Source organism: Variovorax nivicola (assembly GCF_051216475.1).
In the GTDB taxonomy this organism is placed as follows: Bacteria; Pseudomonadota; Gammaproteobacteria; order Burkholderiales; family Burkholderiaceae_C; genus Variovorax.
Genome location: NZ_JBPJZK010000006.1, coordinates 91428 through 115898, shown reverse-complemented (window position 1 = coordinate 115898; position 24471 = coordinate 91428). Strand labels below are relative to the sequence as shown.

At 67.2% G+C, this 24471-nt stretch carries 18 protein-coding genes and 1 pseudogene; 6 read left to right on the top strand and 13 right to left on the bottom strand.

All coding sequences use genetic code 11. The annotated features are described in order from the left end of the window. From ACSFBF_RS24175 to ACSFBF_RS24165, 3 genes are all read left to right on the top strand, one after another. Positions 1 to 462 (top strand): FecR family protein, encoded by a 462-nt coding sequence (locus ACSFBF_RS24175; protein WP_435471433.1) that lies wholly within the window; start codon positions 1 to 3, stop codon positions 460 to 462. A gap of 26 nt (positions 463 to 488) precedes the next feature. After that, positions 489 to 848 (top strand): hypothetical protein, encoded by a 360-nt coding sequence (locus ACSFBF_RS24170; protein ID WP_435471431.1) that lies wholly within the window; start codon positions 489 to 491, stop codon positions 846 to 848. A gap of 137 nt (positions 849 to 985) precedes the next feature. Further along, complete coding sequence (locus ACSFBF_RS24165) at positions 986 to 1597, top strand: methyltransferase domain-containing protein (RefSeq protein ID WP_435471429.1); 612 nt, start codon at positions 986 to 988, stop codon at positions 1595 to 1597. Between the two features lie 10 nt (positions 1598 to 1607). Here the strand turns inward: ACSFBF_RS24165 and ACSFBF_RS24160 are convergent. From ACSFBF_RS24160 to ACSFBF_RS24105, 12 genes and pseudogenes are all read right to left on the bottom strand, one after another. Beyond that, positions 1608 to 2246, bottom strand: a pseudogene (locus ACSFBF_RS24160) (ABC transporter ATP-binding protein); the annotation flags it as partial. Positions 2247 to 2323: 77 nt separating this feature from the next. After that, positions 2324 to 3079, bottom strand: coding sequence for an ABC transporter ATP-binding protein (locus tag ACSFBF_RS24155; protein ID WP_435471427.1), 756 nt, complete (start codon positions 3077 to 3079; stop codon positions 2324 to 2326). Further along, the gene (locus ACSFBF_RS24150) at positions 3076 to 4068 is read right to left on the bottom strand and encodes a branched-chain amino acid ABC transporter permease (RefSeq protein WP_435471425.1); all 993 of its coding nucleotides are present in this window, start codon (positions 4066 to 4068) and stop codon (positions 3076 to 3078) included. The genes ACSFBF_RS24155 and ACSFBF_RS24150 overlap by 4 nt, the downstream gene beginning before the upstream one ends. After that, positions 4065 to 4985, bottom strand: a complete 921-nt coding sequence (locus ACSFBF_RS24145) for a branched-chain amino acid ABC transporter permease (protein WP_258351677.1) — start codon at positions 4983 to 4985, stop codon at positions 4065 to 4067. The genes ACSFBF_RS24150 and ACSFBF_RS24145 overlap by 4 nt, the downstream gene beginning before the upstream one ends. After that, entirely contained in the window at positions 4982 to 6187 is a 1206-nt protein-coding gene (locus ACSFBF_RS24140) for an ABC transporter substrate-binding protein (RefSeq protein WP_435471423.1), read from the bottom strand. Before ACSFBF_RS24140 ends, ACSFBF_RS24145 begins: the two co-directional genes overlap by 4 nt. Before the next feature lie 155 nt (positions 6188 to 6342). After that, positions 6343 to 6582 (bottom strand): F0F1 ATP synthase subunit C, encoded by a 240-nt coding sequence (gene atpE, locus ACSFBF_RS24135; protein ID WP_012745530.1) that lies wholly within the window; start codon positions 6580 to 6582, stop codon positions 6343 to 6345. A 149-nt stretch (positions 6583 to 6731) separates the two neighbouring features. Beyond that, positions 6732 to 11441: an Ig-like domain-containing protein gene (locus ACSFBF_RS24130; RefSeq protein ID WP_435471421.1), complete on the bottom strand. Its 4710-nt coding sequence runs from the start codon at positions 11439 to 11441 to the stop codon at positions 6732 to 6734. Positions 11442 to 11631: 190 nt separating this feature from the next. Continuing rightward, positions 11632 to 12483 carry a class I fructose-bisphosphate aldolase gene (locus tag ACSFBF_RS24125; RefSeq protein WP_435471419.1) on the bottom strand — a complete coding sequence of 284 codons (852 nt, stop codon included), beginning with the start codon at positions 12481 to 12483 and terminating at the stop codon, positions 11632 to 11634. A 46-nt stretch (positions 12484 to 12529) separates the two neighbouring features. After that, entirely contained in the window at positions 12530 to 13510 is a 981-nt protein-coding gene (locus ACSFBF_RS24120; RefSeq protein ID WP_435471838.1) for an aldo/keto reductase, read from the bottom strand. Between the two features lie 14 nt (positions 13511 to 13524). Beyond that, positions 13525 to 14559: an ABC transporter permease gene (locus ACSFBF_RS24115; protein WP_435471417.1), complete on the bottom strand. Its 1035-nt coding sequence runs from the start codon at positions 14557 to 14559 to the stop codon at positions 13525 to 13527. Next, complete coding sequence (locus ACSFBF_RS24110; protein ID WP_435471415.1) at positions 14556 to 16070, bottom strand: sugar ABC transporter ATP-binding protein; 1515 nt, start codon at positions 16068 to 16070, stop codon at positions 14556 to 14558. The genes ACSFBF_RS24115 and ACSFBF_RS24110 overlap by 4 nt, the downstream gene beginning before the upstream one ends. A gap of 14 nt (positions 16071 to 16084) precedes the next feature. Beyond that, positions 16085 to 17131 carry a substrate-binding domain-containing protein gene (locus ACSFBF_RS24105; RefSeq protein WP_435471413.1) on the bottom strand — a complete coding sequence of 349 codons (1047 nt, stop codon included), beginning with the start codon at positions 17129 to 17131 and terminating at the stop codon, positions 16085 to 16087. A 181-nt stretch (positions 17132 to 17312) separates the two neighbouring features. Between ACSFBF_RS24105 and ACSFBF_RS24100 the strand changes: the two genes are divergently transcribed. From ACSFBF_RS24100 to ACSFBF_RS24090, 3 genes are read left to right on the top strand one after another with little or no spacing between them, the layout of a single operon-like run. Beyond that, positions 17313 to 18800 carry an FGGY family carbohydrate kinase gene (locus ACSFBF_RS24100; RefSeq protein WP_435471411.1) on the top strand — a complete coding sequence of 496 codons (1488 nt, stop codon included), beginning with the start codon at positions 17313 to 17315 and terminating at the stop codon, positions 18798 to 18800. Next, positions 18797 to 20566, top strand: a complete 1770-nt coding sequence (locus tag ACSFBF_RS24095; RefSeq protein ID WP_435471409.1) for a glycerol-3-phosphate dehydrogenase/oxidase — start codon at positions 18797 to 18799, stop codon at positions 20564 to 20566. Before ACSFBF_RS24100 ends, ACSFBF_RS24095 begins: the two co-directional genes overlap by 4 nt. Next, positions 20563 to 21318, top strand: coding sequence for a GntR family transcriptional regulator (locus ACSFBF_RS24090; RefSeq protein ID WP_435471407.1), 756 nt, complete (start codon positions 20563 to 20565; stop codon positions 21316 to 21318). The genes ACSFBF_RS24095 and ACSFBF_RS24090 overlap by 4 nt, the downstream gene beginning before the upstream one ends. A gap of 19 nt (positions 21319 to 21337) precedes the next feature. On the opposite strand, the gene uvrA is transcribed toward ACSFBF_RS24090, so the two are convergent. Further along, positions 21338 to 24454 carry an excinuclease ABC subunit UvrA gene (uvrA, locus tag ACSFBF_RS24085; RefSeq protein WP_435471405.1) on the bottom strand — a complete coding sequence of 1039 codons (3117 nt, stop codon included), beginning with the start codon at positions 24452 to 24454 and terminating at the stop codon, positions 21338 to 21340. Between the last annotated feature and the right edge of the window lie 17 nt (positions 24455 to 24471).

The window sequence follows — 24471 nt, the reverse complement described above, 5'->3', positions numbered from 1 at the left end:
ATGAAATCGACGACGACACGACGCATCGCGGGCCTGCTCTGCCTCATCGGCTGGCTGGCGCTGGCGCCCTCGGCCTACGCACAGGTGGTCGGCACCGTGACCAATCTCTCGGGCATCCTGGCCGCGCGCAACGCGCAGGGCGTCACCCGGCTGCTGGCGGTGGATTCGCCGGTTCACCAGGGCGACACGCTCACGACCGAGAGCCGCGCCTATGCGCAGCTGAAGTTCGCGGACGGCGCCGAGCTGATCCTGCAGCCGCAGTCGATGCTCGTGGTGACGCGCTACAGCTACGACGCCGGCAAGCCGCAGGACGACAAGGTCGAACTGGGGCTGGCGCAAGGCGGTTTTCGCAGCATCGCGGGCGCGCTCGGCCAGCGCAGCCAGGACGCGACCGTCATCAACACCCCGGCGGGTGTGCTGAAGGGGAGCGCCAGCATGGTCGTTTCCCTCGTGCCGCAGTGAGCCGCGTACTGCAAGGAGACCATCCGATGAAAAATTTCTCTTTCTTCTTCCTTTCTGCGCTGTTGGCTGCCCTGGTCCCGATGCACGCAACTGCACAGCAGCTTGTGCTGCCCAGGTCTGTACCAGCTGCTTCCACTCCCGTTCTTCCGCCGGGTCTGTATGTCCAGGTGATCGATGGCCTGATCAATGTCAGCAACAAGGGCGGGAGCGCCAACTTTGCCGCGGGGCAATTCGGCTTCACGCCAACGCCTATCCAGGCGCCGGTCGTCGTTCCGAAGAACCCCGGCCTCACGTTCACGCTGCCGCCCGCCTTCAGCGCGCCATCACCCGTCAGCGGCAGTTCCTCTGCCCCCAAGCCGAACGCTGTCGACTGCGAAGTGCGCTAGGCGCTGATTGCGCGATCGCCGCGGCTCAGCGTGCGAAAGCGCCCGGGGCTTTCGCCCACCATGCGCCGGATGGCGCGTTGGACCTAGACTTTCCATCCAGGTCCCGCCGGATGTCCGATGGGCCGGAAAGGCTGCTCATGAAAATCTCCGCACAGGCGCTGGAGAAATCGCACCGCACCGTCCAGTCCTATGAAGGTTCTGCCCGCGAGTACAACGCGATCGTGGCCGAACACCCGCTGCAGCCCGAAATCGCGGACGCGCTGCGGCGGATGATGCAGTTCGTGCCCACCGGCGGCACCGTGCTCGAGATCGGCTCCGGTCCGGGGCGGGACGCCGACTTCGTCGAGTCCCTGGGCGGGGTCGTCAGGCGCACCGATGCGGCACAGGCATTTCTCGATCTGCAGGCGGAGCGCGGCAAGAAGGGCGAACTGCTCGACGTCATCACGGATGCGCTGGGCGGGCCCTACAACGCCATCCTCGCGATGTGCGTGCTGATTCATGTCGATCGCGCGCAGATCGGCCCGATCTTGCGCAAGGTCTTCGACGCACTCGAGCCCGGCGGTGTCTTCCTGGTCTCCATGCGCGTCGGCGAAGGCGAGACGAATGGCGACTGTCACACCGTGTACTGGGCGAAAGACCTGTTCGCCGCGCAGCTTGAAGAGGCCGGCTTGCGCACGCACTGGGAGATGGAGCGCATCGGCCGCAACGAGGAAGCGTGGGTCTACTTCCTGGCGCTTCGTCCGCAATGAGACGGAGGCCCTACACGCCCAGGTAGCGCGTCCACAACGACCGGTCGGCATCCAGCGCGGTCGAGTCGCCCTGCCACACCACGCGCCCGCGTTCGAGGATTACATGGCGATTGGCCAGCGGCAGCAGGCGCTGCACGTACTTGTCGACCACCAGGATCGCTTCGCCCTCGGCCTTGAGCGTGGCGATGCAGTGCCAGATCTCCTCGCGGATCACCGGGGCCAGGCCCTCGGTGGCTTCGTCGAGGATCAAGAGGCGCGGGTGCGTCGACAGCGCGCGGGCGATGGCCAGCATCTGCTGCTCGCCGCCCGAGAGCTGGTTGCCCGCGTTGGCCTTGCGTTCGGACAAGCGAGGGAACAAACCGTAGAGCGCATCGAGCGTCCAGCGCGGCGCGCTGCCCGGACGCGGTCTTGCGAAGGCGCGCAGATGCTCATCGACGCTGAGGTTGGGAAACACATGCCGCCCCTCGGGCACGATGGCCACGCCGCGCCGTGCAATGGCGTCGGGCTTGTGGCCGCCGATGGCCGCGCCGCCGAAGTGCACGCTGCCGCGCATCGGCGAGAGCGTGCCCGTCAGCACCTTCAGCAGTGTGCTCTTGCCCATGCCGTTGCGCCCGAGCAGCGCGAGCACTTCGCCGGGGCGAATGTCGAGGTCGATGCCGAACAGCACCTGGCTCGCGCCGTAGCCGGCTTCGATGGATTTAGCTTCGAGCAATGTAGTGGCCGTGCTCATGAGTGGCCCTCCGCTTCGGTGCCGAGGTAGACGGCTTGTACGTCGGGATGTCCCCGCACTTCGTCGGCCGTGCCGCTCATCAACACCTTGCCCTGCACCAGCACGGTGAGCCGGTTGGCGAGGCGGAACACCGCATCCATGTCGTGCTCGATCAGCAGGATGGCCATCGATGCGCGCAGCGATTCGATCAGCTCCACCATGCGCGCCGATTCGTCCGGGCCCATGCCGGCCATCGGCTCGTCGAGCAGCAGCAGCTTGGGCTCGGCCGCGAGCGCCAGCGCCACGTCGAGCGCACGCTGCGCGCCGTGGGGCAGCGTGCCCGCGATGCGCTCGCGTTCGCTGCCGAGGCCGACGCGGTCGGCCAGCGCCATGGCGCGATCGACAAGGTCGCGCTCCTTCGCGCGCGGCGCCATGAAGCGCAAGCTGGTGCCCGCATGGGCCTGCGCCGCGAGCATGAGGTTGTCGTGCACGGTCTCTTTCGGGAACACGCGCGTTACCTGGAAGCAGCGCGACATGCCGGCGGCCACGCGCTGGTGGTCCTTCAGCTTCGTGATGTCGGCTTCGTCGAGCAGGATGCGACCGGCATCGGCTTTCAGCAGGCCGGTGATCAGGTTCACCAGCGTGGTCTTGCCCGCGCCGTTCGGCCCGATCAGCGCATGCACTTCGCCGCGCTCCACGGTGAGGTTCACATGGTCGGTCGCCAGCAGTCCGCCGAAGCGCTTGACCAACCCTTCGATTCTGAAAAGGCTCATGGTGTCGTCTTACTCCCTCGCCCCTCTGGGGAGAGGGTTGGGGTGAGGGGCAAGCGGCGCTTGTACAGGGCAGCAAGTCCTTTGGGTGCCCACAAGGCGACGGCGATCAACAGCAACCCCAGCGGCATATGCCAATGCTCCGTGTGCTGCTTCAACGCTTCTTCGAGCACCAGCCAGACAACAGCGCCCACAGGCCCACCCCAGCTGCGCCCCAGCCCACCGATGACGACCATCACCAGCAGCGTGGCCGATTGCGTCCAGTGCATCGTCGCCGGGCTCACGAAGCCGTTGCCGCCTGCGAGCAGCGCACCGGCCAGCCCCGCGATGGCGCCCGCGATGGCGAACGCCACCAGTTGCAGCCGGAACACCGGATAGCCCAGCGCCCGCATGCGCGTCTCGTTGTCGCGGATGCCCATCAGCGCATGGCCGAAACGCGATTGCGTCGCGCGGTGCAGCCACCAGAGCGCGAGCGCCACGATGGCCAGCACCACCCAGTAGAAGTTGGCTTCGTTGCCCAGGTCCAGCCCCGGCAGCAGCGTGGGCCGCGACATCAGCGTGTAGCCGTCGTCGCCGCCATATCGGCGCAGCGACACCACCACGAAGTACAGCATCTGCGCGAAGGCCAGCGTGGTCATGATGAAGTACACGCCGCGCGTGCGCAGCGCCACCGTGCCGATCAGCGCGGCAACAAGGCCGGCTACCAGAGCGGCTGCGGGCCACATGATCCAGCCCGACATCACGCCCGCGTCGCTGAGCGCCACCACCGTGTAGGCCCCCATGCCGATGAAGCCCGCATGCCCCAGCGCCACCATGCCGCCGAAGCCGAGGATGAAGTTGAGGCTCGCGGCCGCCAGCGCCACGATGAGCACGCGCCGCACGAAGCCGATGTAGAACTCGAGCCCGAAGACGGGCGCGACCAGCGGGAACGCCGCGAGCAGCACGAAGAGCAGCCCGAGGCCGATGTAGCGTGAGGATGTCGTTGTCTTCATGCGCGTGCCGAGAAAAGCCCCGAGGGCCGGAAGATGAGGACGACCACCATCAGCGCGTACATCGCGACTTCGGCGAACAGCGGCCCCAGGTCGGCCGCGGTGGCCGGCGGCAGCGTGGCACGCAGCAGCATCGGCACGAAGGCACGCCCCACGGTGTCGACCACGCCCACGAGCAGTGCAGCCACGAAGGCGCCGCGCACCGAACCGATGCCACCGATCACCAGCACGACGAGCGCCGGAATCAGGATGGCCTCGCCCATGCCGACCTGTACCGCGACGATCGGGCCCATCAGCGCGCCCGCCAGCGCGGCCAGCGCGGCACCGAGCAGGAACACGCCGTTGAAGATGCGGCCCACGCGCACGCCCATCAGCTCGGCCATCGGCCGGTCGGAGGCGCCCGCGCGCACCCGCATGCCGATGCGCGTGTGGTTCACCAGCAGGTACAGCGCCAGCGCCACCAGCAGGCCGCCGACGAGGATGACGAGGCGATAGGCCGGGTAGGGCAGGCCGTCCATCAGGTTGACGGGCCCCGAGAGCGCGGCCGGCGTCGGCGCCATCACCGGCGAGGGCCCCCAGGCCATCGTCACGATGTCGTCGGCCACCAGGATCACGCCGAAGGTGGCGAGCACCTGCGCGAGGTGGTCGCGTGTGTAGAGGCGGCGCATCAGCAGCACCTCGAGCAGCAGCGCGACCACGACGGTGACCGCCACCGCGATGACGATGGCCGCCGCGAACGAGCCGGTGCGCGTGTGCGCTTCGGCCGCCACATACGCGCCGGCCATGAAGAGCGAGCCATGCGCGAGGTTCAGCACGTCCATGATGCCGAACACCAGCGTGAGCCCAGCAGCCAGCAGGAACAGCATCAGCCCGTAGCCGAGGCCGTTGAGCAGCTGCTCGAGAACGAGGATGCCGCTCACTTGAGGGGACACTTGTCGGCGTACGAGTCGCCGTAGTTCGTGAGAACCGTGTTGATCAGCTTGTTCGTGACCTTGCCCTGTGCGTCCTTGCCGATCACGCGCAGGTAGAAGTTCTCGATCGGATAGTGGTTGTTCGCGTACTTGAAGCTGCCGCGCGTCGAGGCGTAGTTGGCCTTCTTCAGCGCGGCCACCACGGCTTCGCGGTTCTGCGCGTTGCCGCCGGCCTGCTTCACGGCGGCGTCCATCGCGAGGATCGCGTCGTAGGCCTGCGCCGCGTACACCGACGGGTAGCGGCCGTTGTATTCCTTGCGGAACGCGGCCACGAAGGCCTTGTTGGCCGCGTTGTCGAGGTCGTGCGCCCAGTGCGAGGTGTTGAACAGGCCGAGCATCGGGTCGCCCACGGCGCCGATCACGTCCTCGTCGGCCGAGAAGCCGCTGGTCACGAGCGTGATGTCTTTCGACAGGCCTGCGCCCACGAACTGCTTGATGAAGTTGATGCCCATCGCGCCGGGCAGGAAGAAGTAGATCGAGTCGGGCTTGGCCGCGCGCAGCTGCGCGAGTTCGGCGGCGTAGTCGATCTGGCCGAGCTTGGTGTAGAGCTCGTCGGCCACCTGGCCCTTGAACTGGCGCTTGAAGCCGCCCAGGGCGTCTTTGCCGGCCGGGTAGTTGGGAGCGATGAGCACGATCTTCTTGAAGGCGCGGTCTTGCGCGAACTTGCCGGCGGCCTCGTGGAACTGGTCGTTCTGGTAGGCGGTGCCGAAGAAGTAGGCATTGCACTGCGCGCCCGCAAACTGGCTCGGGCCGGCGTTGGCCGAGAGGTACGGCACCTTGGCGTTGAAGAGCGTCGGGCCCACGGCCAGCGCCACGTTGGAGCCGATGGGGCCGCTGAAGATGTCGATCTTGTCGCGCTGGATCATGCGGTCGACCAGCTGCTTGGCCTGGTCGGGGCTGCCGGCCATGTCGGCCTGCACGAATTCGACGTCCTGCCCGCCGAGCTTGCCGCCCAGCTGCTTGATGCCCAGCGCAAAGCCGTCGCGCGCCTCGGCGCCCAATGCCGCGAACGGCCCCGAGATGTCGAGGGCCAGGCCCACCTTGACGGGTGCGGCAGCGGCCGACACCGCGGTACCGAGGGCTGCGCCGCACAGCAGCAGCGAAAGCAGGGTGCGCGGCAGCGCGGGCGACTTCAGGGGCAGGTGGCTCATGGGTTCTCCGGCAAGGAAGGATGAAACAACGCACCGGCACCGCCCCATGCGGCACCAGCGACATCAAACCGTTGATAGCTAAATACTTTAACTGTAAACAATTCGGTGTCAACAGTGCTAGCACGAATGGTGCCAGTGCGCCGTCTCGTTCCTGCTCAGCCGAAGGGGTTGGCAGTGGCAAACCAGAGGCCGATGCCGGTGGCGATGATGAAGGCTCCGTCGGTCACGCCCGCCACCAGGAAGAACTTGGTCTGCAGCGTGTCGACCAGCTCGGGCTGGCGCGCGGTGCTCTCCAGGAACTTCTGGCCGACCAGCCCGATGCCGAGGCAGGAGCCGAGGGCCGCGACGCCGATCAGCAAGGCGACTGCGAGGGGAAGGATGTTGAAGCCGGTCATGGTGTTTTCTCCTGGTTGGTTGGTTGATTGATTCGATGGAGGTACTTTCCCAGAGAGGGTGCGCACGGTCCATGACGTGGGAGGTCATGGGCAGCACGAAAAAAAACCGGCCGCTTCTTGCGGCCGGCTTTCAGGGGAGCGTCAGAGCCTCAGGGCAACTGGGTCCAGTTCTGGTTGTTGCCGCCGTTGCAGGTCCACGTGATGAGTGCCGTGTCCTGCGTCGTCGAACCGTTCGGCACGTCGAGGCACGACCCCGATGCGCGGTTGCGGACCGTCCCGCCGACCAGGCTCCACTGCGTCGTGTTGCCGGCAGTGCACGCCAGCTGCACCACCGGCGCGTTCGTCGTCGCGGTGCCGTTCTGCGCCAGGCACAGGCCGCTGTGCTCGGCCACGAACTGCACGTAGCCGCCCGTCAGGCTGTTCACCGTGAACTTCTCGTTGCCGGCGTTGCCGCACGGCCATTGCACGGCGGTCGTGCCGCTGGTGGTCGCCGCGCCCTTGATGTTCACGCACATCGTGGGGTTGAGGTCGGAGCGGATGCGCGCGACGACGGCCGGCGCGGTGTCGAGCGAGCGCACGTACTCGCGGATCGCCACCTGGTCGGCCCCCGGCAGGCTGGAGGCGTTGCCGTGGCCGCTGGCGAGCACGTCCTGCAGCGTGGCCGCCTGGCCGTTGTGGAAGAACGCCGTGGTGTTCCACGTGCCCGAAAGCGTCGGCGTGTCGAAGCCCACGCCCGCCAGCGGCTGGTTCATGCCCTTGCCCGACGATGCCTGGATCGTGCCCACGTCGTGCCGCAGGCCGTCGCGGAAGGTGCCGCCCGAGTGGCAGGTCACGCACTGCGCCGAACTGAACAGCGTCTGGCCGCGCGTCGCATCCACGCTCAGGCTGCCGTCCGCGTTGCGTGCCGGGCTGCGCATGAACTTGCTCAGCGAACCCAGGTAGGCCGCCATGTCGTCGAGCTGCGCGTTCTTGCCGGCCTTGGGCGCGCCCAGCGGGTCGGAGGTGGCCGCGAAGTCCGCATTTGTCAGGAAGCCGGTGCCACCGAACTCGTTGCGGATGTCGTTCTCGAAGTCCTGCACCTCGTCGAAGTTGGCCGTCCAGTGCAGCTTGCCGTGGCCCAGGCCGCGCCGACCCTGCAGGCTGATGGTGCGGCGCAGGCCCTCGCCGCGCTGGGTGAAGTCCCACACCATGCCGTCGTCGCCGCCGTCCGCGTGGCAGCTCGCGCAGGAGATGTAGTTGTCCTTGCTCATGCGCCGGTCGGAGGCGTTGTAGAACACCTGCTTGCCGCGCAGCGCCGCGGCCGCCATCGGCTCCTGCGCCACCGTCGACACGTTCTGCAGGAAGGTCGCGGCATTGGTCTCCGAACTCAGCACCGAGGCCACGTCGTGCACCGACACCGAGCGCGCCAGGAAGTTGTTGACGAACAGCCGCTTGCGCGCCGAGTCCAGGTACAGGCCGTGCGGCGCGCTGCTGGCGTTGATCTCGCCGCGCACCGCGCGGCTGTACGGATCGACGATGGCAACGCGGTTGCCTTCCATCTGCGCAACGAACAGGTAGTCGCCCGACGCGGAGAACAGCGCGGCGCGCGCCGGTGCGCGGTCGTCGAAGTCGATCTGCTCGTCGAACTTCTCCGCCACCGCCTGCAGGTCGACCTGCGACAGGATGGAGCGCACCGTCTGGTCGTGCACCAGGTTGTTGCCGTCCCTGAACTTGCCGCGCACGATGTTGTCCTTCTTCGAAGGCAGCACCGCCCGCCTGCCGTCCGGCGAGATCACCACCTGGCTCAGGTAGTTGGCCACGCCGCGCGCACGGCTCTCGGTGTCCACCGTGGTGGTGTCCACCGGCAGCGCGATGGTGGTCATGGCGCTCATGCTCTGCAGGTTCACCTTGTGCAGCTGGCCGCCCGTCATCTTCGACTTGAAGCGCGTGACGTAGGCCACCTGCGAGTCGGAGTTGACGGCAATGCCGCGCAGCGCGCCATCGAGCGCGACCGCACCGGTGGTGGCGCCATTGCTCGGGTCGAAGCTCATCAGCACCGACTTGCTCTCCAGCGTCAGCAGGCCCTTCGCGCCGTCGGGCGTGAAGGCCACGCCGTAGGGGCCGCTGCCGTAGGCGAGCGGCACGGTGGCGGAGATGGCGCCGTCGGCCGCGCTGAGCGCAACCAGCTTGTCCTCGCCCTGCACCGTGACCCAGATGCGGCCGTCGGGGCCGACGGCCAGCGTCTTCGGCTCGTCGCCAACGCGGGTCTCCCAGAGCTTGGCCAGGGTCTGTGCGTTGATGGCGGCGACCGTGCCGCTGTCGGGGTTGACCGAATACACCGAGTTCACGTCGCCCGCGATGTTGGTGGTGTGCGTGGGCGCCCGCGCCGTGGTCGGAACGATCACGGTGAGGTTGTAGGTGTAGAAGGTTTCGCGGCCGCTGCTGTCCTTCACCGTCAGCGTCACCGTGAAGTGGCCGGGGCGCGTGTAGGTGTAGGTGTAGTTTGGCTGGCTCGAGTAGGCCGTCTGCGTGCCGTCGCCGAAGTTCCAGCGGAACTGCGCGCCGCTGCTGCCCAGCGTGGCCGGGTTGAACACCAGCTGGCCGTTGACGATCTTCGGTCCGCCGCCGATGCCGGGGTCGCCGATGATGGCCTGGCCGCGCAGCGTGCTCACCTCGCTGTCGGAGAGCACGCGGCCGTAGACGCGCACCTCTGCCAGCGTGCCCTTGAAGAGCGCTGCGTTGCCCTGGATCTGGCCCAGCAGGTTGAACTTGTTCGACAGGCCCTTGTTGCCGGTGGGGCCGGTGGATATCGTCTTCACGCCGTCGACGTACACGGCCTGCGCACCCGAGGCCGCGTCGCGCGTCATCACCACGTGGTGCCAGGCGCCGTCGTTCACCGCCGCCGTGGAAGTGGTGCCCGCGTCGTTGCCGATCGACAGCTTGATGCGCCCGCCGTTGTCGAACCAGCCCCAGAACACGTCGTCCGCTCCGCCGGACTGGTCGCGCCCGAAGATGCCGGGCGCGGTCCACGAGTTGGGTCCGCCCGCCTGCGTGGTCTTCATGTAGAAGCTCAGCGACGCGGTGCCGCCGAGCACTGTGGCGACGGAGTCGTTCTTCAGCGGCACACCGGCGGTGCGGTTCGCGAAGTTCATGCCGATGCTCTCGAACGCGTCGCCGCCTGCGGGCGTGCCGTTGTTGTTGCCGATCTGGTCGGAGAGGTTGCCCGCCAGCGTCCAGTAGTGCATCAGGTTGATGTCGGTCGCGTTGCCGGTGTTGAAGGTCGACTTGTAGTCCGCCCCGATGGCGTTGCCCGCATAGTCCTTCACGCCGTTGGCCGGCAGGAACACTTCATAGCTGGTGCCGGGCGAGAGCGGTTGCTCGGGGTGGAAGTTGACGATGCCCAGCTGCACGCTGTAAGTGCCGGCCAGCGTGTTGCCGCCGACCGGGCGCACGATGAAGGTGTTGGAGTTCACGCTCTCGGGCCGGATGTTGTCCGTCATGCCCAGGCCGATGCGCGATGTCAGCGCCTGCTGCTTCGCGCCGTTGGCGGGCGAGACCTGCTTGACCTCGGGCTTCGTGGTGTCGGGGTCCACCGAGTGCACGACGAAGCCGCTGCCCGAGCCGTGGTCGTTGCCCACGAAGACGAGGTTGCCGAACATCGCGACCTGGCCGTTGTCCGAATGCGAGAAGTTCGGGTCGTCCTCGCGCAGGATGCTGCCGCGGCCCACCTCCACGTGGTTGAGCGGATTGCTCACGTCGACCTTGTGGATGCGCGTTTGCGCGCCCTGGATGACGTAGTTGTCCTGCGTGGCGCAGTACAGTTGTTCGTCGATGACCAGACGGTTGTCCTCGGCCACGAAGTGCGAGCGGTCGCTCAGGTCGTAGCTGTACATCTTGGCGCCGCTGTTGCGCGCGGAGGCATGCAGGTTCCTGCCGTCGAAGCAGGTCGCGTAGTAGAACGGCGTGGTGCCCACGATGGAATCGAGCACCTTGGGGTTGAGCGGGTCGGAGATGTCCAGGCTCGCGAAACCGCCGCTGCCTTCCATCGCGGTCAGCACCATGTGGTTGCCCATTGTGAAGATCGGGCCGATGCGGAAGCCGCCGAGTTCGCCGGTGGGCACCGGATTGGGCTTGCCGGCGCCGCGGTTGGCGATCACGGCGTTCGCGGGGTCCCGCGCGTCGACGATGAAGATGCCCCGGCCCGCCGACGCCACGTACAGGTAGGGCGCCTGCCACCAGAGCTGCCAGGCCACGTTCTCGTAGTCGCCGCCGTTGACGCCGGGCAGCGCCAGCTTCTTCACCTGCTTGATGTCGTTGACGTCGGTGAAGTCCCAGAACTCGACGCCGTTGATGCTGGGCAGCACCACGTACGTCTTGCCGCCGATCTTCGCGGTGCCGAAGGAGTGCGTTTCGCGGAACTCCTGGGTGCGGGCCTCGGGTTCGTAGATCTTCTTGACCAGCTGGATCTGGCGTGGGTTCGACACGTCGTACAGCAGGAAGCCGCCCGGGCCGAGGCCGCTGTCCGGCGCGAAGGAGGTGAGGAAGTAGCCGTTGACCATGATGCCCGCGTTCATGCCGTAGTCCTTGCGACCCGGGTAGGTGGCGGGCACCTCGCGCGATTCGTAGGCGCTGCTGTGCGCCGGATCGAGCGGGTGTGCGGGGCTGGTGATCATCGACACCGGCTTGAACAGCTCAGCCGACGTGTAGGTGAGATTGCCCAGGCCCGGCCCCTGCAGCGGGAGCGGGTCGGCAACGGCCGCGGAGACCGCCGCCGCCATGTTGTTCAGGGTCGTCATCGGACTGACCCCGGTGATTGCCGCGTGCGTCAGCAGCGTGACGAACGGCAGCAGGAACGCCATCAAGTAATACCGGATTTTCATCGTTGCCTCCAGGTTGTTTGAAGTCCGCAGGGGAACCCTTTTTCTCGGCCAACTCGCTCCGTCTTTTTTCTTCTGGCAAAAGCGCGCGCGCAGGACGCACCCCGGCGGGCGACGCATGCGTCGCCCGCCGTACAGCTTTTGCTTCCTCTTCTTCCCTCTCTCGCTCTCTCCTTGATCGGGTGGCGTCAGCTCACTTCATGCCGCCCGATTCATAGATGTCCCATGCCTCCTTGGCGCTTGCGCCGCGGTGGATCATGGCCATCAGCGCATCGACCACCGCCGACGGATTGGCGTGCTGGTACACATTGCGTCCGTACACCATGCCGACGGCGCCTTCGTCCATCAGCACGCGCGAGCGCGCGAACACCTGCTGCAGGTCTTCACGCCCGCCGCCGCGCACGAGCACAGGGCAGCGCGCGGCCTGCACCACACGGTGGAAGTCGGCGGGGTCGGTGGTGGGGTCGGCCTTGACGATGTCGGCGCCCATTTCGCGTGCCAGGCGCACCAGCGTGACGATCTTCTCGGCGTCGCCATCGACCATGTAGCGGCTGCCGGGTGTCGGCGATTGCATCACCAGCGGCTCGATCATCAGCGGCATGCCGTAGCGGTCGCAGTCGGCGCGCACGCGCGCGATGTTCTGCACGCACTGGCGGAACAGGTCGGGCTCGTCCGGCAGCATGAAGAGGTTGACGACCACGCAGGCGGCGTCGCGCTGCACGGCAGGCAGCACCGGGTCGTGCTCGTTCTGCAGCAGGGCCCACATCACGCGATGCGCGGTGGCGTTGTAGGGGTTGCCCATGTCGATGCGCATCACCAGCGCGGGCTTGTCACGGCCGGGGCGGTCCTGCAGCAGGTCGGACTGGCCGTAGTTGAGCTGGATCGCGTCGGGGCCGGCGGCCACCAGCTTGTCGATCACCTGCGGCATGTCCTCGAGCCCGTTGAGGAACGAGGGCTCGTTGCACACGCCGTGGTCGAGTGCGATGTCCAGGCAGCGCCCGTTGTTCAGCAGCCGGTTCAGGCGTGCGGTCTTGTCCTTCGACATACGAAAGAAATCCTTGCTTGTTTGGTTGTGTGACAGAAAAGGTGAGTCAGGCCAGCGCGAGCAGATGCCTGCTGGCCGCCGTGTCGATAAGCTGCAGCGCGTCGTCGCGCAGGTGTACCGAGCCGGCGCCTGCGTTCTCGATGGCCTGCTTGCTGACGCGCGCGCCGCACAGCGCCACGGAGACGCTGCCGCGCGCCAGCGTCCACGCGATCATGAGTTGGCCGAACGAGCATTCAAGCTGCTTGCGCAGCGGCTCCAGCTCTTCGAAGAAGGCCTTCAGCTTCCCGCGGTTCCCGGCGCTGAAGCGCGGGTTGCTCGCGCGCTGGTCGTCGCCGTTGAACTTGCGCTCGGGGTCGATGGGGCCGGCGAGCAGGCCCAGCGCCAGCGACGAGTAGCCCAGCACCGCCACGTTGTTCTCGCTGCACAGCGGCACCAGCGTCTGCTCGATCTCGCGGTCGATCAGGCTGTAGCGCTCCTGCGCCGCATCGACCGGGCCGTAGCGAAGGTACTCGGCGAGCGTCTCGGGGCTCACGTTGCTCACGCCGATGGCGCGGATCTTTCCCTGCTTCTTGAGTTCGAGCAGCGTGCTCATCGTCTCTTCGACCGGCGTGGTGCTGTCCTGCCAGTGCGTGATGTAGAGGTCGATGTAGTCGGTCTGCAGGCGCTTCAGGCTTTCTTCGGCCTCGTGGATGATCGACTCGCGCCCGAGGTAGCGGTACACCGGGTGGCCGTCTTCTTCAAAGAAGTGCGTTCCCTTTTGCGTGTGCCACACCAGCCCGCATTTGGTGGCGATCACGGCTTCGTGGCGGCGGCCTTTCAGCGCAGTGCCGACGATGCTTTCGGAGCGCCCGAGGCCGTAGGCCGGTGCGGTGTCGATCAGGTTCACGCCCGCGTCCAGCGAGGCCTGGATGGCCAGCACGGCAGCGGCGTTGTCCCCGCCGCCCCACATCCAGCCGCCCATGGCCCAGGTGCCCAGGCCGATGGCCGAGCATTCGATGCCCGAGGGGCCGAGCGTGGTCTTCTTCATCGTCGATGCGTTGTTCATCGCTTGGTCTTTCTCGTGTTCATGAGGTGGTCGATGGTCACGGCCGCGAGCAAGATGAGGCCCTTGATCACGTCCTGCCAGTAAGGCGACACGTCGAGCAGGATCAGCGAGCTGGTCACCACCGACAGCAGCGCCAGGCCCAGCACCGCGCCAAGCACCGTGCCCGAGCCGCCCTTGAGGCTGGCGCCGCCGATCACCGCGGCGGCGATCACGTTGAGCTCCATGCCCATGCCGAAGGTCGGCGTGGCGGCGCCGAAGCGGGCCGTGTAGATCACGCCGGCCAGGCCGGCCGAGGCCGAGCACAGCACCGTGACCCAGAACTTCACGTTGCCCACGCGAATGCCCGAGTACAGCGCGGCCTTCTCGTTGCTGCCCGTGTAGAACACGCGGCGCAGCAGGGTCGAGCGGCGCAATACGAAGTCGCTCGCCACCACGATCACCAGGAAGATAAGGATGACGGCCGGAATGCCGAACAGCGTGCCCTGGCCGATGAACTTGAACTCGGCCGGCAGCGAGAACAACGACTGCGGCGTGCCCTGCGTGAGCGCCAGGCACAGGCCGCGCACGATCACCATGAAGGCCAGCGAGGCGATGAAATGGTTCAGGCCGATGCGCGTGACGCAGCCGCCGATCATCGCGCCGATCAGCGCGCTCGCGCCGATGGCCACCAGCCCCGCCGTCCACGGGTCGAAGCCCATGAGAAAGAGCTTGCCCGTGACCACCATCGCGAAGCACACGACCGAGCCCACCGACAGGTCAATGCCGCCGACGATCAGCAAAATCGTCATGCCCACCACCACGATGCCCTCGATGGAGAACGACAGCAGCATCGCGCGCACGTTGTCCCACGTGAGGAAGTAGGGCGACGCGAAGCTCATGCCCACACACAGCGCCGCGATGATGAGCAACAGGCCCATCTCTCGCATGCTGCCGAGTTTGCTGGCGGGTTTCACGGGGCCTCCTCCTCCAGTCTGTTGTCGCGGCGGGAGGCCAGGGGCGGCCCCCGCGTCGAGTTGTGCCGGGTAGTTCATGCTGTCGTTTCCTCTTCGCAAAGTCCAGAGGCCAGCCGCAGCAGCGCCTCTTCCGTCATTTCGTTGTCTCGTACTTCACCGGCCAGCCGGCCGTCGCGTATCACCAGCGCGCGGTCGCACAGCCCGATGATCTCGGGCAGCTCCGAAGAGATCACGATCACGCCCACGCCCTGGCTGGCCAGCTCGCGCAGGATGTGATGGATCTCCGACTTGGCGCCCACGTCCACGCCGCGCGTGGGTTCGTCCATCAGCAGCACCGAAGGGTTGGTGGCCAGCAGCTTGGCGATGGCCACCTTCTGTTGGTTGCCGCCCGACAGGCTCGCCACGTCGATGTCGACCCCGTCGGATTTCAGCTTGAGCTTGGCGCCGAGCTCCACGGCCAGTTTGTGTTCGGCCGAGCGTTGAAGCAGGCCGAAGCGTGAGCTGACGCGCTTCAGCGCCATCGATGCGATGTTCTGTGCAATGGGCAAGTCGAGGTACACGCCGGCCGCCTTGCGGTCTTCGCTGAGGTAGGCGATGCCTTCGCGCAGCGCGTCGCTGTACTTGCGGATCGTGAGCTGCTTGCCGCGCAGGCGCACGGTGCCGCTGTGCGCGGGGCGCAGGCCGCATACGGTTTCGGCGAGCTCGCTGCGGCCGGCGCCCATGAGGCCCGCGATGCCGAGAATCTCGCCGCGTTTGAGCGTGAAGGACACGCCGTGCACGCGCTCGCCGTCGGCGATGTCGGTCACTTCGAGCACGTGTTCGCCTGAAGCAGGCTCTTGCTGCTTCGGCGGGTAGTAGTTGCCCAGGTCGCGCCCGACCATGCGGCGCACCAGGTCGTCGGCGTTCAGCTCGGAGAGAGGGCCGCTGTGCACGTCGCGCCCGTCGCGCAGCACGGTGACGCGGTCTCCGTGCGCAAAGATCTCGGCCATGCGATGGCTGATGTAGATGATGCCAATGCCCTGCGCCTTGAGGTCGTGCAGCACCCTGAAGAGCGCGGCCGATTCGTTGTCGGTGAGTGCAGCGGTGGGCTCGTCGAGGATCAGCACCTTGCAGTCGAGTGTGAGCGCCTTGGCGATCTCGATGAGTTGCTGCGTGGAAATGCTCAGGTCCTTCACCAGCGCGGAAGGATCGACGTCCTGCCCCAGCCGCTGCAGCACCTTCGCTGCGCGTTCGTTGAGGCTCGCGTAGTTCATCCACGCGTGCTTGCCGGCGTTGATCTCCGGCATGAAGATGTTCTCGGCCACGGTGGCGTCGCCGCACAAGGCGATCTCCTGGTGCACCAGGCCGATGCCCAGGCGCATGGCATGCGCCGGGCCGTCGATGACGACCTTCTGGCCGTCGAGCGAGATGGTGCCCTCGTCCGGCCGGTGGATGCCGTCGATGATGTTCATCAGCGTGGACTTGCCCGCGCCGTTCTCGCCGCACAGGGCGTGGATCTCGCCGCGGTGCAGCGTGAAGTCCACGCCCGAGAGCGCGCGCGAAGCGCCGAAGCGCTTGCTGATGCCCTTCAGTTCGAGCAATGCGCTCATTGCGTTGTGCTCACTCACTCGCCGATGCCCTTGGTGCCGCGGCGGGCGAGGTACTTGTCCCAGTAGAAGTCGTCGGCGTTGGCCTTGCTGACCACCGCAAGGCCGTTGTCCAGGAAGGGCACGGCCATCGGGTTGGTGCCGTTGCGCTTGGCGTCGTTCATCGGGTCGATGAGCGTCGGGTTCTTCGCCAGGAACAGCATCATCATGCCCATGTAGCCCTGCATGCCCTGGTTCGGGTTGATGGCGCCGAACACGTCGCCCGACTTGATCATGTCGAGGATCTTGGCGTTCACGTCGCAGCACATCACCTTGATGTTCTTCTTGGTCTCGACCTTGGCCTGCGCCGCGCCGAGCGCCGAGTTGGCCTCGGGCATGAAGAGCGCGCCCAGGTTCGGGTTGGCCTGCGCGAGGCTCAGCACCGCCTGGTAGGCCTTGTTCGGGTCCTGGTTGCTGGCTGCGCGGCCGACCAGCTTCATGCCCGGGTGCTTGGTCTTCATGCGGTTCACGAAGGCGGCGATGCGGCGGTCGTGGTTGTCCTGGCCCGGGTTCTCCAGCACGGCGTATTCGCCCTTGCCGCCCAGCGAGGCCGCGATGGCGTCGGCGGCCTGCGTGCCTTCGCGGTCGTTGTCCGAGGTGACAAAGGATGTGCGCTTGGAGTTCGGCGAATCGGCCGCGAAGGTGACGACCGGGATGCCCATCGCCGCCGCGCGGTTGATCGGCTCGATGAACGGGTCGGGGTTCATCGGGTGCAGCAGGATGCCGGCCGGCTTGCGCGCCAGCTCCTGCTCGAAGGACGCGAGCTGCTTGTTCACGTCGTACTCCGGCGTGCCGGTGTAGCGGGTGCGAACACCCAGCGTGCGGCCGAGCTGCTTCATCATTTCGTAGACCGGAAACCAGTACTCGACCCCCGACACCATCACGTTCATCACGTAGACGTCGCTGGGGTTGCCGCGCAGGCCGCCTGCAGCGGCGGGGGCTGCTGCCTGTTGCTGCGCGAATGCGCTTGCGCCAGCCAGGCCGATGCCGGCTGCCGCGGCGGACTTCAGGAAATTACGCCTCATTTTTTGTCTCCTCACGTTGGGTGGGCTCAGCTTGCGATGCTGCTTTTCAGGGCAGCGCCTTGATCCTCTGCGTCACGACAGTTGTTATGACAGGCTAGAATGTACGCGCTGCCCGTTTGACGGGATAACTAGGGGAAACGCTACTGGCAACGCGCTTTTATTCCGCCGAAGCTGTTATGACATGAAGCCAAACATACTGATCGGCATCGACATGGGGTCGAGCAGCCTGAAAGCCCTGGCCCTCGAAGCCGGGAGCGGCCGCTCCATCGCCCTGTCCCGAATGCCACTGCCGCACGACCGGCTGCCTGGAGGGGGATGCGAAGTGAGCGCGACTGCCATTCGCGCGGCCCTGACCCATGTGCTGCGCGACGTCGCCCACCAGCTCGGCGCCCGCGTGGCCGAGGTCCGCGCCATCGGCTGCACGGGCCACGGCGCGGGGCTCTATGCGCTCGATGCGCGCAACGAGCTCGTGGGCGGACGGGCCGTGGCCTCGACCGACCAGCGCGCCGATGCGCGTGCGCGTTCGCTCTCGCTGAGCCACGGCGAGACGCTGTTCGCGGATGTCGGCTGCAGGCCGTGGCCCGGCCAACCCACCGTGATCGCGGCCGAGCTGCTGGGCACCGATGCCGTGCAGCGCGGCGCGGTGCGCCGGCTGCTGTTCGCCAAGGACTACCTCGGCTTTCTGCTGACAGGCGAGATCGCGACCGATGCCAGTGACGCGAGCACCGCGGGGCTGGTGTCGATTGCCACCGGCACGTGGTCGCAGGCGGCCTTCGATGCATCGGGCATCGCGGACCTCGGGCCGCACGTCTTCGGTCCGCTGGTGCCGAGCGGCGAGGTCGTGGGCAAGCTGCGGCCTGCTGAAGCCGCGCTGTGCGGCCTGCCCGCAGGCATTCCCGTGGCGATGGGGGCCATCGACCTGCTCGCCTCGATGACCGCGATCTGCGCCGAAGGGCGTGCTCGCGCGGTGTCGGTCTTCGGCACCTGGTGCGTGAACGCGGTGATCGGGCCGGTGATCGAGCCCAAGCCCGACGTTGCCGCCGTCGTGAACTTCGGCCGCGATGACAAGCGGCTCTACATGGAGAACAGCCCGTCGTCGATGGCCAACATCGCATGGCTGGCCGGCGTGCTGGGGCTGCCCGATTCGCGCGCTGTCGTCGACCTGGCGATGTCGGTGCCGCTGGGTGCGGGCGGCCTGCGCTTCCTGCCCTTCGTCAACGGCGGTGGGGGCGTGACGGCGGGCTTCGTCGGGCTCAAGAGCCATCACACGCGTGGCGACATGGCGCGTGCGGTGGTCGATTCGGTCGCCGCGCTGCACGCACGACACACGGCGCGCCTCGCAGCCTGCGGCTTGCCCGTGTCCGCATCGACGGTGCTCGGCGGTGGTGCGAGCGACACGCGCCTTGTGCGCCTGCTCGCCGGCTTTCTCGGCCACCCGGTCGAGCGCTGCGCCGATGACGAAACCGGCGCGCGCGGCGCAGCCATCTACGCCGCCATGTCGCAAGGCATCGACCACGCCGCGCAGGGCAGCGCCTTGCTCGCTCCCTGCGACACGGTCGAACCCGATGCCGCCGAGGCGCGTGCCCATGCCGATTTCAACGCCGGTTTCAACGAACTGATCGACACCATGTCTCCTGTGTTTTCCCATCTGGCGGGAGGCGTGAAATGAGCGCCTGGCAATTGCCCTTCGTGCGTCCTGCTTCGCTTGCGGACCGCCACTTCTCGACAGTGATCGTCGGCGCCGGCATCAACGGTGTGGGCGTGTTCCGCGACCTGTGCCTGCAGCGCGTCGATTGCCTCATCGTCGACAAGGGCGACTTCAGCGCGGGCGCCAGCAGCGCGCCGTCTCGCATGATCCACGGCGGCCTGCGCTACCTGGAAAACGGCAGCTTCTCGCTGGTGGCCGAGGCCACGCGGGAGCGCAACCTGCTGCTGCGCAACGCGCCGCACCTTGTGCAGCCGCTGAAGACGGTGGTGCCGCTGTCGAGCTTCTTCGGCGGGCTGATGAGCAGCGCGCTCAAGTTCTTCGGCCGCACGCCGCCGCAGCGCACGCGCGGCCTGCTGGCAGTGGCGGCAGGCCTGCGCCTGTACGACCTGCTGGGCCGGCGCCAACGCGTGATGCCCAACCACCGCATCAGCCGCGTGCCGCAGAACGACCGCAGCCTGTTTCGTGCCGCGGTGCGCTGGACCGCGACCTTCTTCGACGCGTGGATCAGCCACCCCGAATGGCTGATCCTCGAGCTGATCGGTGACGCCTGCCGCGACCAGCCGCGCTCGGCCGCCGCCAACTACTGCCGCGTGATGGGCTGCGCGGGCAACATCCTCACGCTGCGCGACGAGATCACCGGCGCGCTGGTGCGCGTGACGGCCGACACCGTGGTGAATGCCAGTGGCGCGTGGCTCGACCGCAGCACGGCAGTGCTCGGGGGCGCGGGCTCGCGCGTGATGGGCACGAAGGGCTCGCACCTCGTGCTCGACCATCCCGCGCTGCGCGATGCACTCGAAGGCCGCATGGCCTATTTCGAGGCGGTGGACGGGCGCGTGTGCATCGTCTATCCCTTCCTCGACCGCGTGCTGGTGGGCTCCACCGACATTCCAGTGGACGACCCCGACCAGATCGTGACGGAGCCGGCCGAGGTCGACTATTTGCTCGATGTGCTGGCCGAGGTGTTCCCGAACCTGTCCTTCGGGCGCGGCGACGTGGTGTACACCTATGTCGGCGTGAGGCCGCTCGCGCGCTCCGACGCTGACAAGCCCGGCCAGATCTCGCGCGATCACTCGGTGGTGCTCGACCCGCCGAATGCGACGCGCGACATTCCCATCGTCGGCCTCGTCGGCGGCAAGTGGACGACCTTCCGCGCACTTGCTGAAGAAGCCACCAACGAAGTGCTGCAGCAGCTGGGCCGCCCGCGCACTGCATCGACAGAGCTGCTGCCCATCGGCGGCGGTGCGGAGCTGCCTGCCGATGCACAGGCGACTGAGCGCTTCGTCGATCGCATGGTTGCCACCTCCGGCCTGGGCCGCACGCGCGCGCAGGTGCTGCTGCGCCGCTACGGATCGAAGGCGCTGCCGCTGGCACAGCGCCTCGGTGCCTCGGGCGACGTGCCGCTGCAGCACGCGCCCGATTACTCGGTGGCCGAGCTTTCGTACCTCTGCCTCGAAACCGGCGTGGTGCATCTCGACGACCTCGTGATCCGCCGCACGCTGCTGGCGATTCGCGGGCTCGTCACCGATGCCGCGCTGGCTGAAATGGCGGGCATTGCGGCTGAAGCGCTCGGCTGGGACGCAGCGCAGGCGCACCGCGAACTGCAAGCCTGCTCCGCCGCCCTGCGCGAGCGCCACGGCGTGCGGCTTTCACCGGTGGTGGCCGATGCGCCGCCGTCTTTCGATGCATCATTGATGACTCCTCAGGCCTTGGGCCAGCCCTCAACGTGAACTCTTCGACCGAAACTTCGACCGTGCTCGATCGCGACTCCGAGTCGCCCCTGTGGGCCCAGTTCCGCGATGCGCTTCGTCTGCAGATCCTGCAGGGCGCGCTGCCCATCGGCGCCAAGCTGCCGTCCGAAGCCGAGCTCGGCGAGCAGTTCGGCATCTCGCGCATCGTGGTGCGCGAGGCGCTGGCCGACCTGGTGCGCAACAACCTCATCTACAAGATCAAGGGCCGCGGCGCCTTCGTCTCGGCGCGCGAGCGCGACGAGGATTTCGTCTCTACCGTGCTCGGCTTCTCCGACGAGATGGAGCGCAAGGGCCGCTCGGTGCGCACGCAGATCCTCACGCAGGAACTGCGCGCGCCCACCGAGCAGGAGGCCGCATCGCTCGGCTTGAGTGACGACACGCAAGTGGTCGCGCTAAAGCGCCTGCGCAGCGTCGATGGCGAGCTTCGCCTGCTGGTGGAAACCGTGGTGCCAGCGGACCTCGCACCGGGCCTGCACCGCACGCGCCTGGACGACCGCTCGCTGTACGACGTGATGCGCCGCCAGTACGGCCTGCGCCTCGTGCGCGCCGAACGCTGGATTGACGCCGTGCTGCCCGACGCCGAAACCTGCAGGCTACTCAACCTGCCGCAGCCCGAGCCGCTGCTGCGCATCGAATCGATTGCCTACGGGGCCAACGGCCGGCCGCTGGAGCACTACCGCGCACTGCACCGCTGCAAGACCAGCCGGCTGCACGTGCAGACGACGACCTGAGGATGAGGGGGAAAAGCGGCTACAGCAGCCGCTTCAGATAACGCCCCGTGTGGCTCGCCTCGTTCGCCGCGATGTCTTCCGGCGTGCCTTCGCCCACCACCATGCCGCCGCCAGCGCCGCCTTCGGGCCCCATGTCGATGAGCCAGTCGGCCGTCTTGATGACGTCGAGGTTGTGTTCGATCACGACGATGGTGTTGCCCGCGTCGCGCAGCTGGTGCAGCACCTTCAGCAACAGCTCGATGTCGGCGAAGTGCAGGCCGGTGGTCGGCTCGTCGAGGATGTACAGCGTGCGGCCGGTGTCGCGCTTGCTGAGCTCCAGCGCGAGCTTCACGCGTTGTGCCTCGCCACCCGAGAGCGTGGTGGCCGACTGGCCGAGCTTGATGTAGCTCAGGCCCACGTCGAGCAGCGTGCGCAGCTTGCGCTCGATGGTGGGCACGGCCTTCAAAAACTCGTGCGCGGTCTCGACCGTCATCTCGAGGATCTGCGCGATGTTCTTGCCCTTGTACAGAACCTCGAGCGTCTCGCGGTTGTAGCGCTGGCCGTGGCAGACCTCGCAGGGCACGTACACGTCGGGCAGGAAGTGCATTTCGACCTTCACCACGCCGTCGCCCTGGCAGGCCTCGCAGCGTCCGCCCGCCACGTTGAAGCTGAAGCGGCCCGGGCCGTAGCCGCGCTCGCGCGCGGTGTTGGTCTCGGCCATCAGCTCGCGGATAGGCGTGAACAGGCCCGTGTAGGTGGCCGGGTTACTGCGCGGCGTGCGGCCGATGGGGCTCTGGTCGACGTTGATGACCTTGTCGAAATACTCGATGCCCTCGACCGATTCGTGCGCGGCCGGTTCTTCGTGCGCGCGGTACAGCGTGCGCGCAACGGCGGTGTAGAGCGTGTCGTTCACCAGCGTCGACTTGCCCGAGCCCGACACGCCCGTCACGCAGGTCAGCAGGCCGACCGGGAAGGCGACGCTCACGTTCTTCAGGTTGTTGCCGGTGGCGCCGACGACGCGAATTTCCTGCAGGTCGGTCTGCGTGGCCAGGTGGGCAGCTTCGCGCGCAGCGCGGCGCTCGGCCGCGGGGCTCGGCGGAAAGCGCGAGGCCTTCTTGCCTTCGTTGAACGCAGGCTTGTTCACCACGGGCAGCCACGCGGTGCGGTGCTTCGGCACTTCGATCTTGCGCGTGCCCGACAGGTACTGGCCGGTGAGCGAATCTGGATTCGACGAAACCTCGGCATACGTGCCCTGCGCCATCACGCGCCCGCCATGCACGCCCGCGCCGGGGCCCATGTCGATCACGTGGTCGGCGGCGTGGATCATGTCCTCGTCGTGCTCGACCACGATCACGCTGTTGCCGATGTCGCGCAGATGCTTCAACGTGCCGATGAGCCGGTCGTTGTCGCGCTGGTGCAGGCCGATGCTGGGCTCGTCGAGCACGTACATCACGCCCGTGAGGCCCGAGCCGATCTGCGACGCGAGGCGGATGCGCTGTGCCTCGCCGCCCGAGAGCGTCTCGGCACTGCGGTCCAGGCTCAGGTAGTTCAGGCCCACGTCGTTCAGGAATTTCAGGCGCAGGCCGATCTCGCGCACCACCTTGTCGGCGATGTCGGCCTTGGCGCCGCGCAGCTTGAGCGTATGGAACCAGGCGAGCGAATCGCGCAGCGTGAGGCGGCTGAGCTCGAAGATGGCCATGCGCGGTGGTTCGCTGCCGTCGGCGGGGCGGTTCGATTCGTCGACCAGGAACACGTTGCGCGCCTCGGGCCGCAGCCGCGAACCGCCGCAGTCGGGGCAGGGCTGCAGGTTGCGAAAGCGCGCGAGGTCTTCGCGCACCATCACCGAATCGGTTTCGCGGTAGCGCCGCGCCATGTTCGGGATGATCCCCTCGAAGGGATGCTTCTTCGTGAGCTTCTTGCCCGCGAAGTTGCCCGACTCCATGGTGTAGTTGAACTTGATCTCCTCGGCGGCCGAGCCGTGCAGCAGCACCTGCTGCACCGAGGCGGGCAATGACTCGAAGGGCGCGTCAACGTCGAACTTGTAGTGCTTCGCGACGCTCTCGATCATGCTGAAGTAGTAGCCGTTGCGGCGGTCCCAGCCCTTGATGGCGCCACTGGCCAGCGACAGCGAAGGAAAGGCCACCACGCGCGCCGGATCGAACACCTCGCGGTGGCCGAGGCCGTCGCAGCTGGGGCAGGCACCCACGGGCGAGTTGAACGAGAAGAGGCGCGGCTCCAGCTCTGACAGCGAGTAGTGGCAGATCGGGCAGGCGAACTTGGCGTTGAACAGGTGCTCTTTATCAGCCGCGCCCTCGGCGCTCAGTTCGAGCGCGATGGCGCGGCCTTCGGCCAGGCGCAGCGCGGCCTCGAAGCTCTCGGCCAGCCGCTGCTGCATGTCGGCGCGCGCGCGCAGGCGGTCGATGACCACGTCGATGTCGTGCTTCTCGGTCTTCTTGAGCTTGGGCAGGTCGTTGTATTCGTAGGTTTGCCCGTCCACGCGAAAGCGCACGTAGCCGGCCGCCTGCATCTCGGCGAAGAGCTCGAGGAACTCGCCCTTCTTCTCGCGCGCCACCGGCGCTAGGATCATCAGCCGCGGCTCGCCGGGCAGGGCGAGCGTGGCATCGACCATCTGCGACACCGTCTGCGCCTGCAGCGGCAGATGGTGGTCAGGGCAGTAGGGCGTGCCGGCGCGGGCGTACAGCAGGCGCAGGTAGTCGTGGATCTCGGTCACCGTGCCCACGGTGGAGCGCGGGTTGTGGCTGGTGGCCTTCTGCTCGATGCTGATGGCGGGCGAGAGGCCCTCGATCACGTCGACGTCGGGCTTGTCCATGAGCTGCAGGAACTGCCGCGCATAGGCCGACAGGCTCTCGACGTAGCGCCGCTGCCCTTCGGCATACAGCGTGTCGAAGGCCAGGCTCGACTTGCCCGAGCCCGACAGGCCAGTGATGACCACCAGCTTATTGCGCGGAATGTCGAGGTCGACGTTCTTCAGGTTGTGGGTGCGCGCGCCGCGGATGCTGATGCGCTGCTGCGCGAGCACGGCGCCTAGGTAGGTGGCGCGTTCGCGTTCCGCGTCACGTGCGCTTTCGGCGTCGGCTGCGGTGTCTTCAGTGGATATTGAATTCAAGGGGGCGATCGTCCGAGGGCAACCGGACATGATAGACCGCCGCGCAT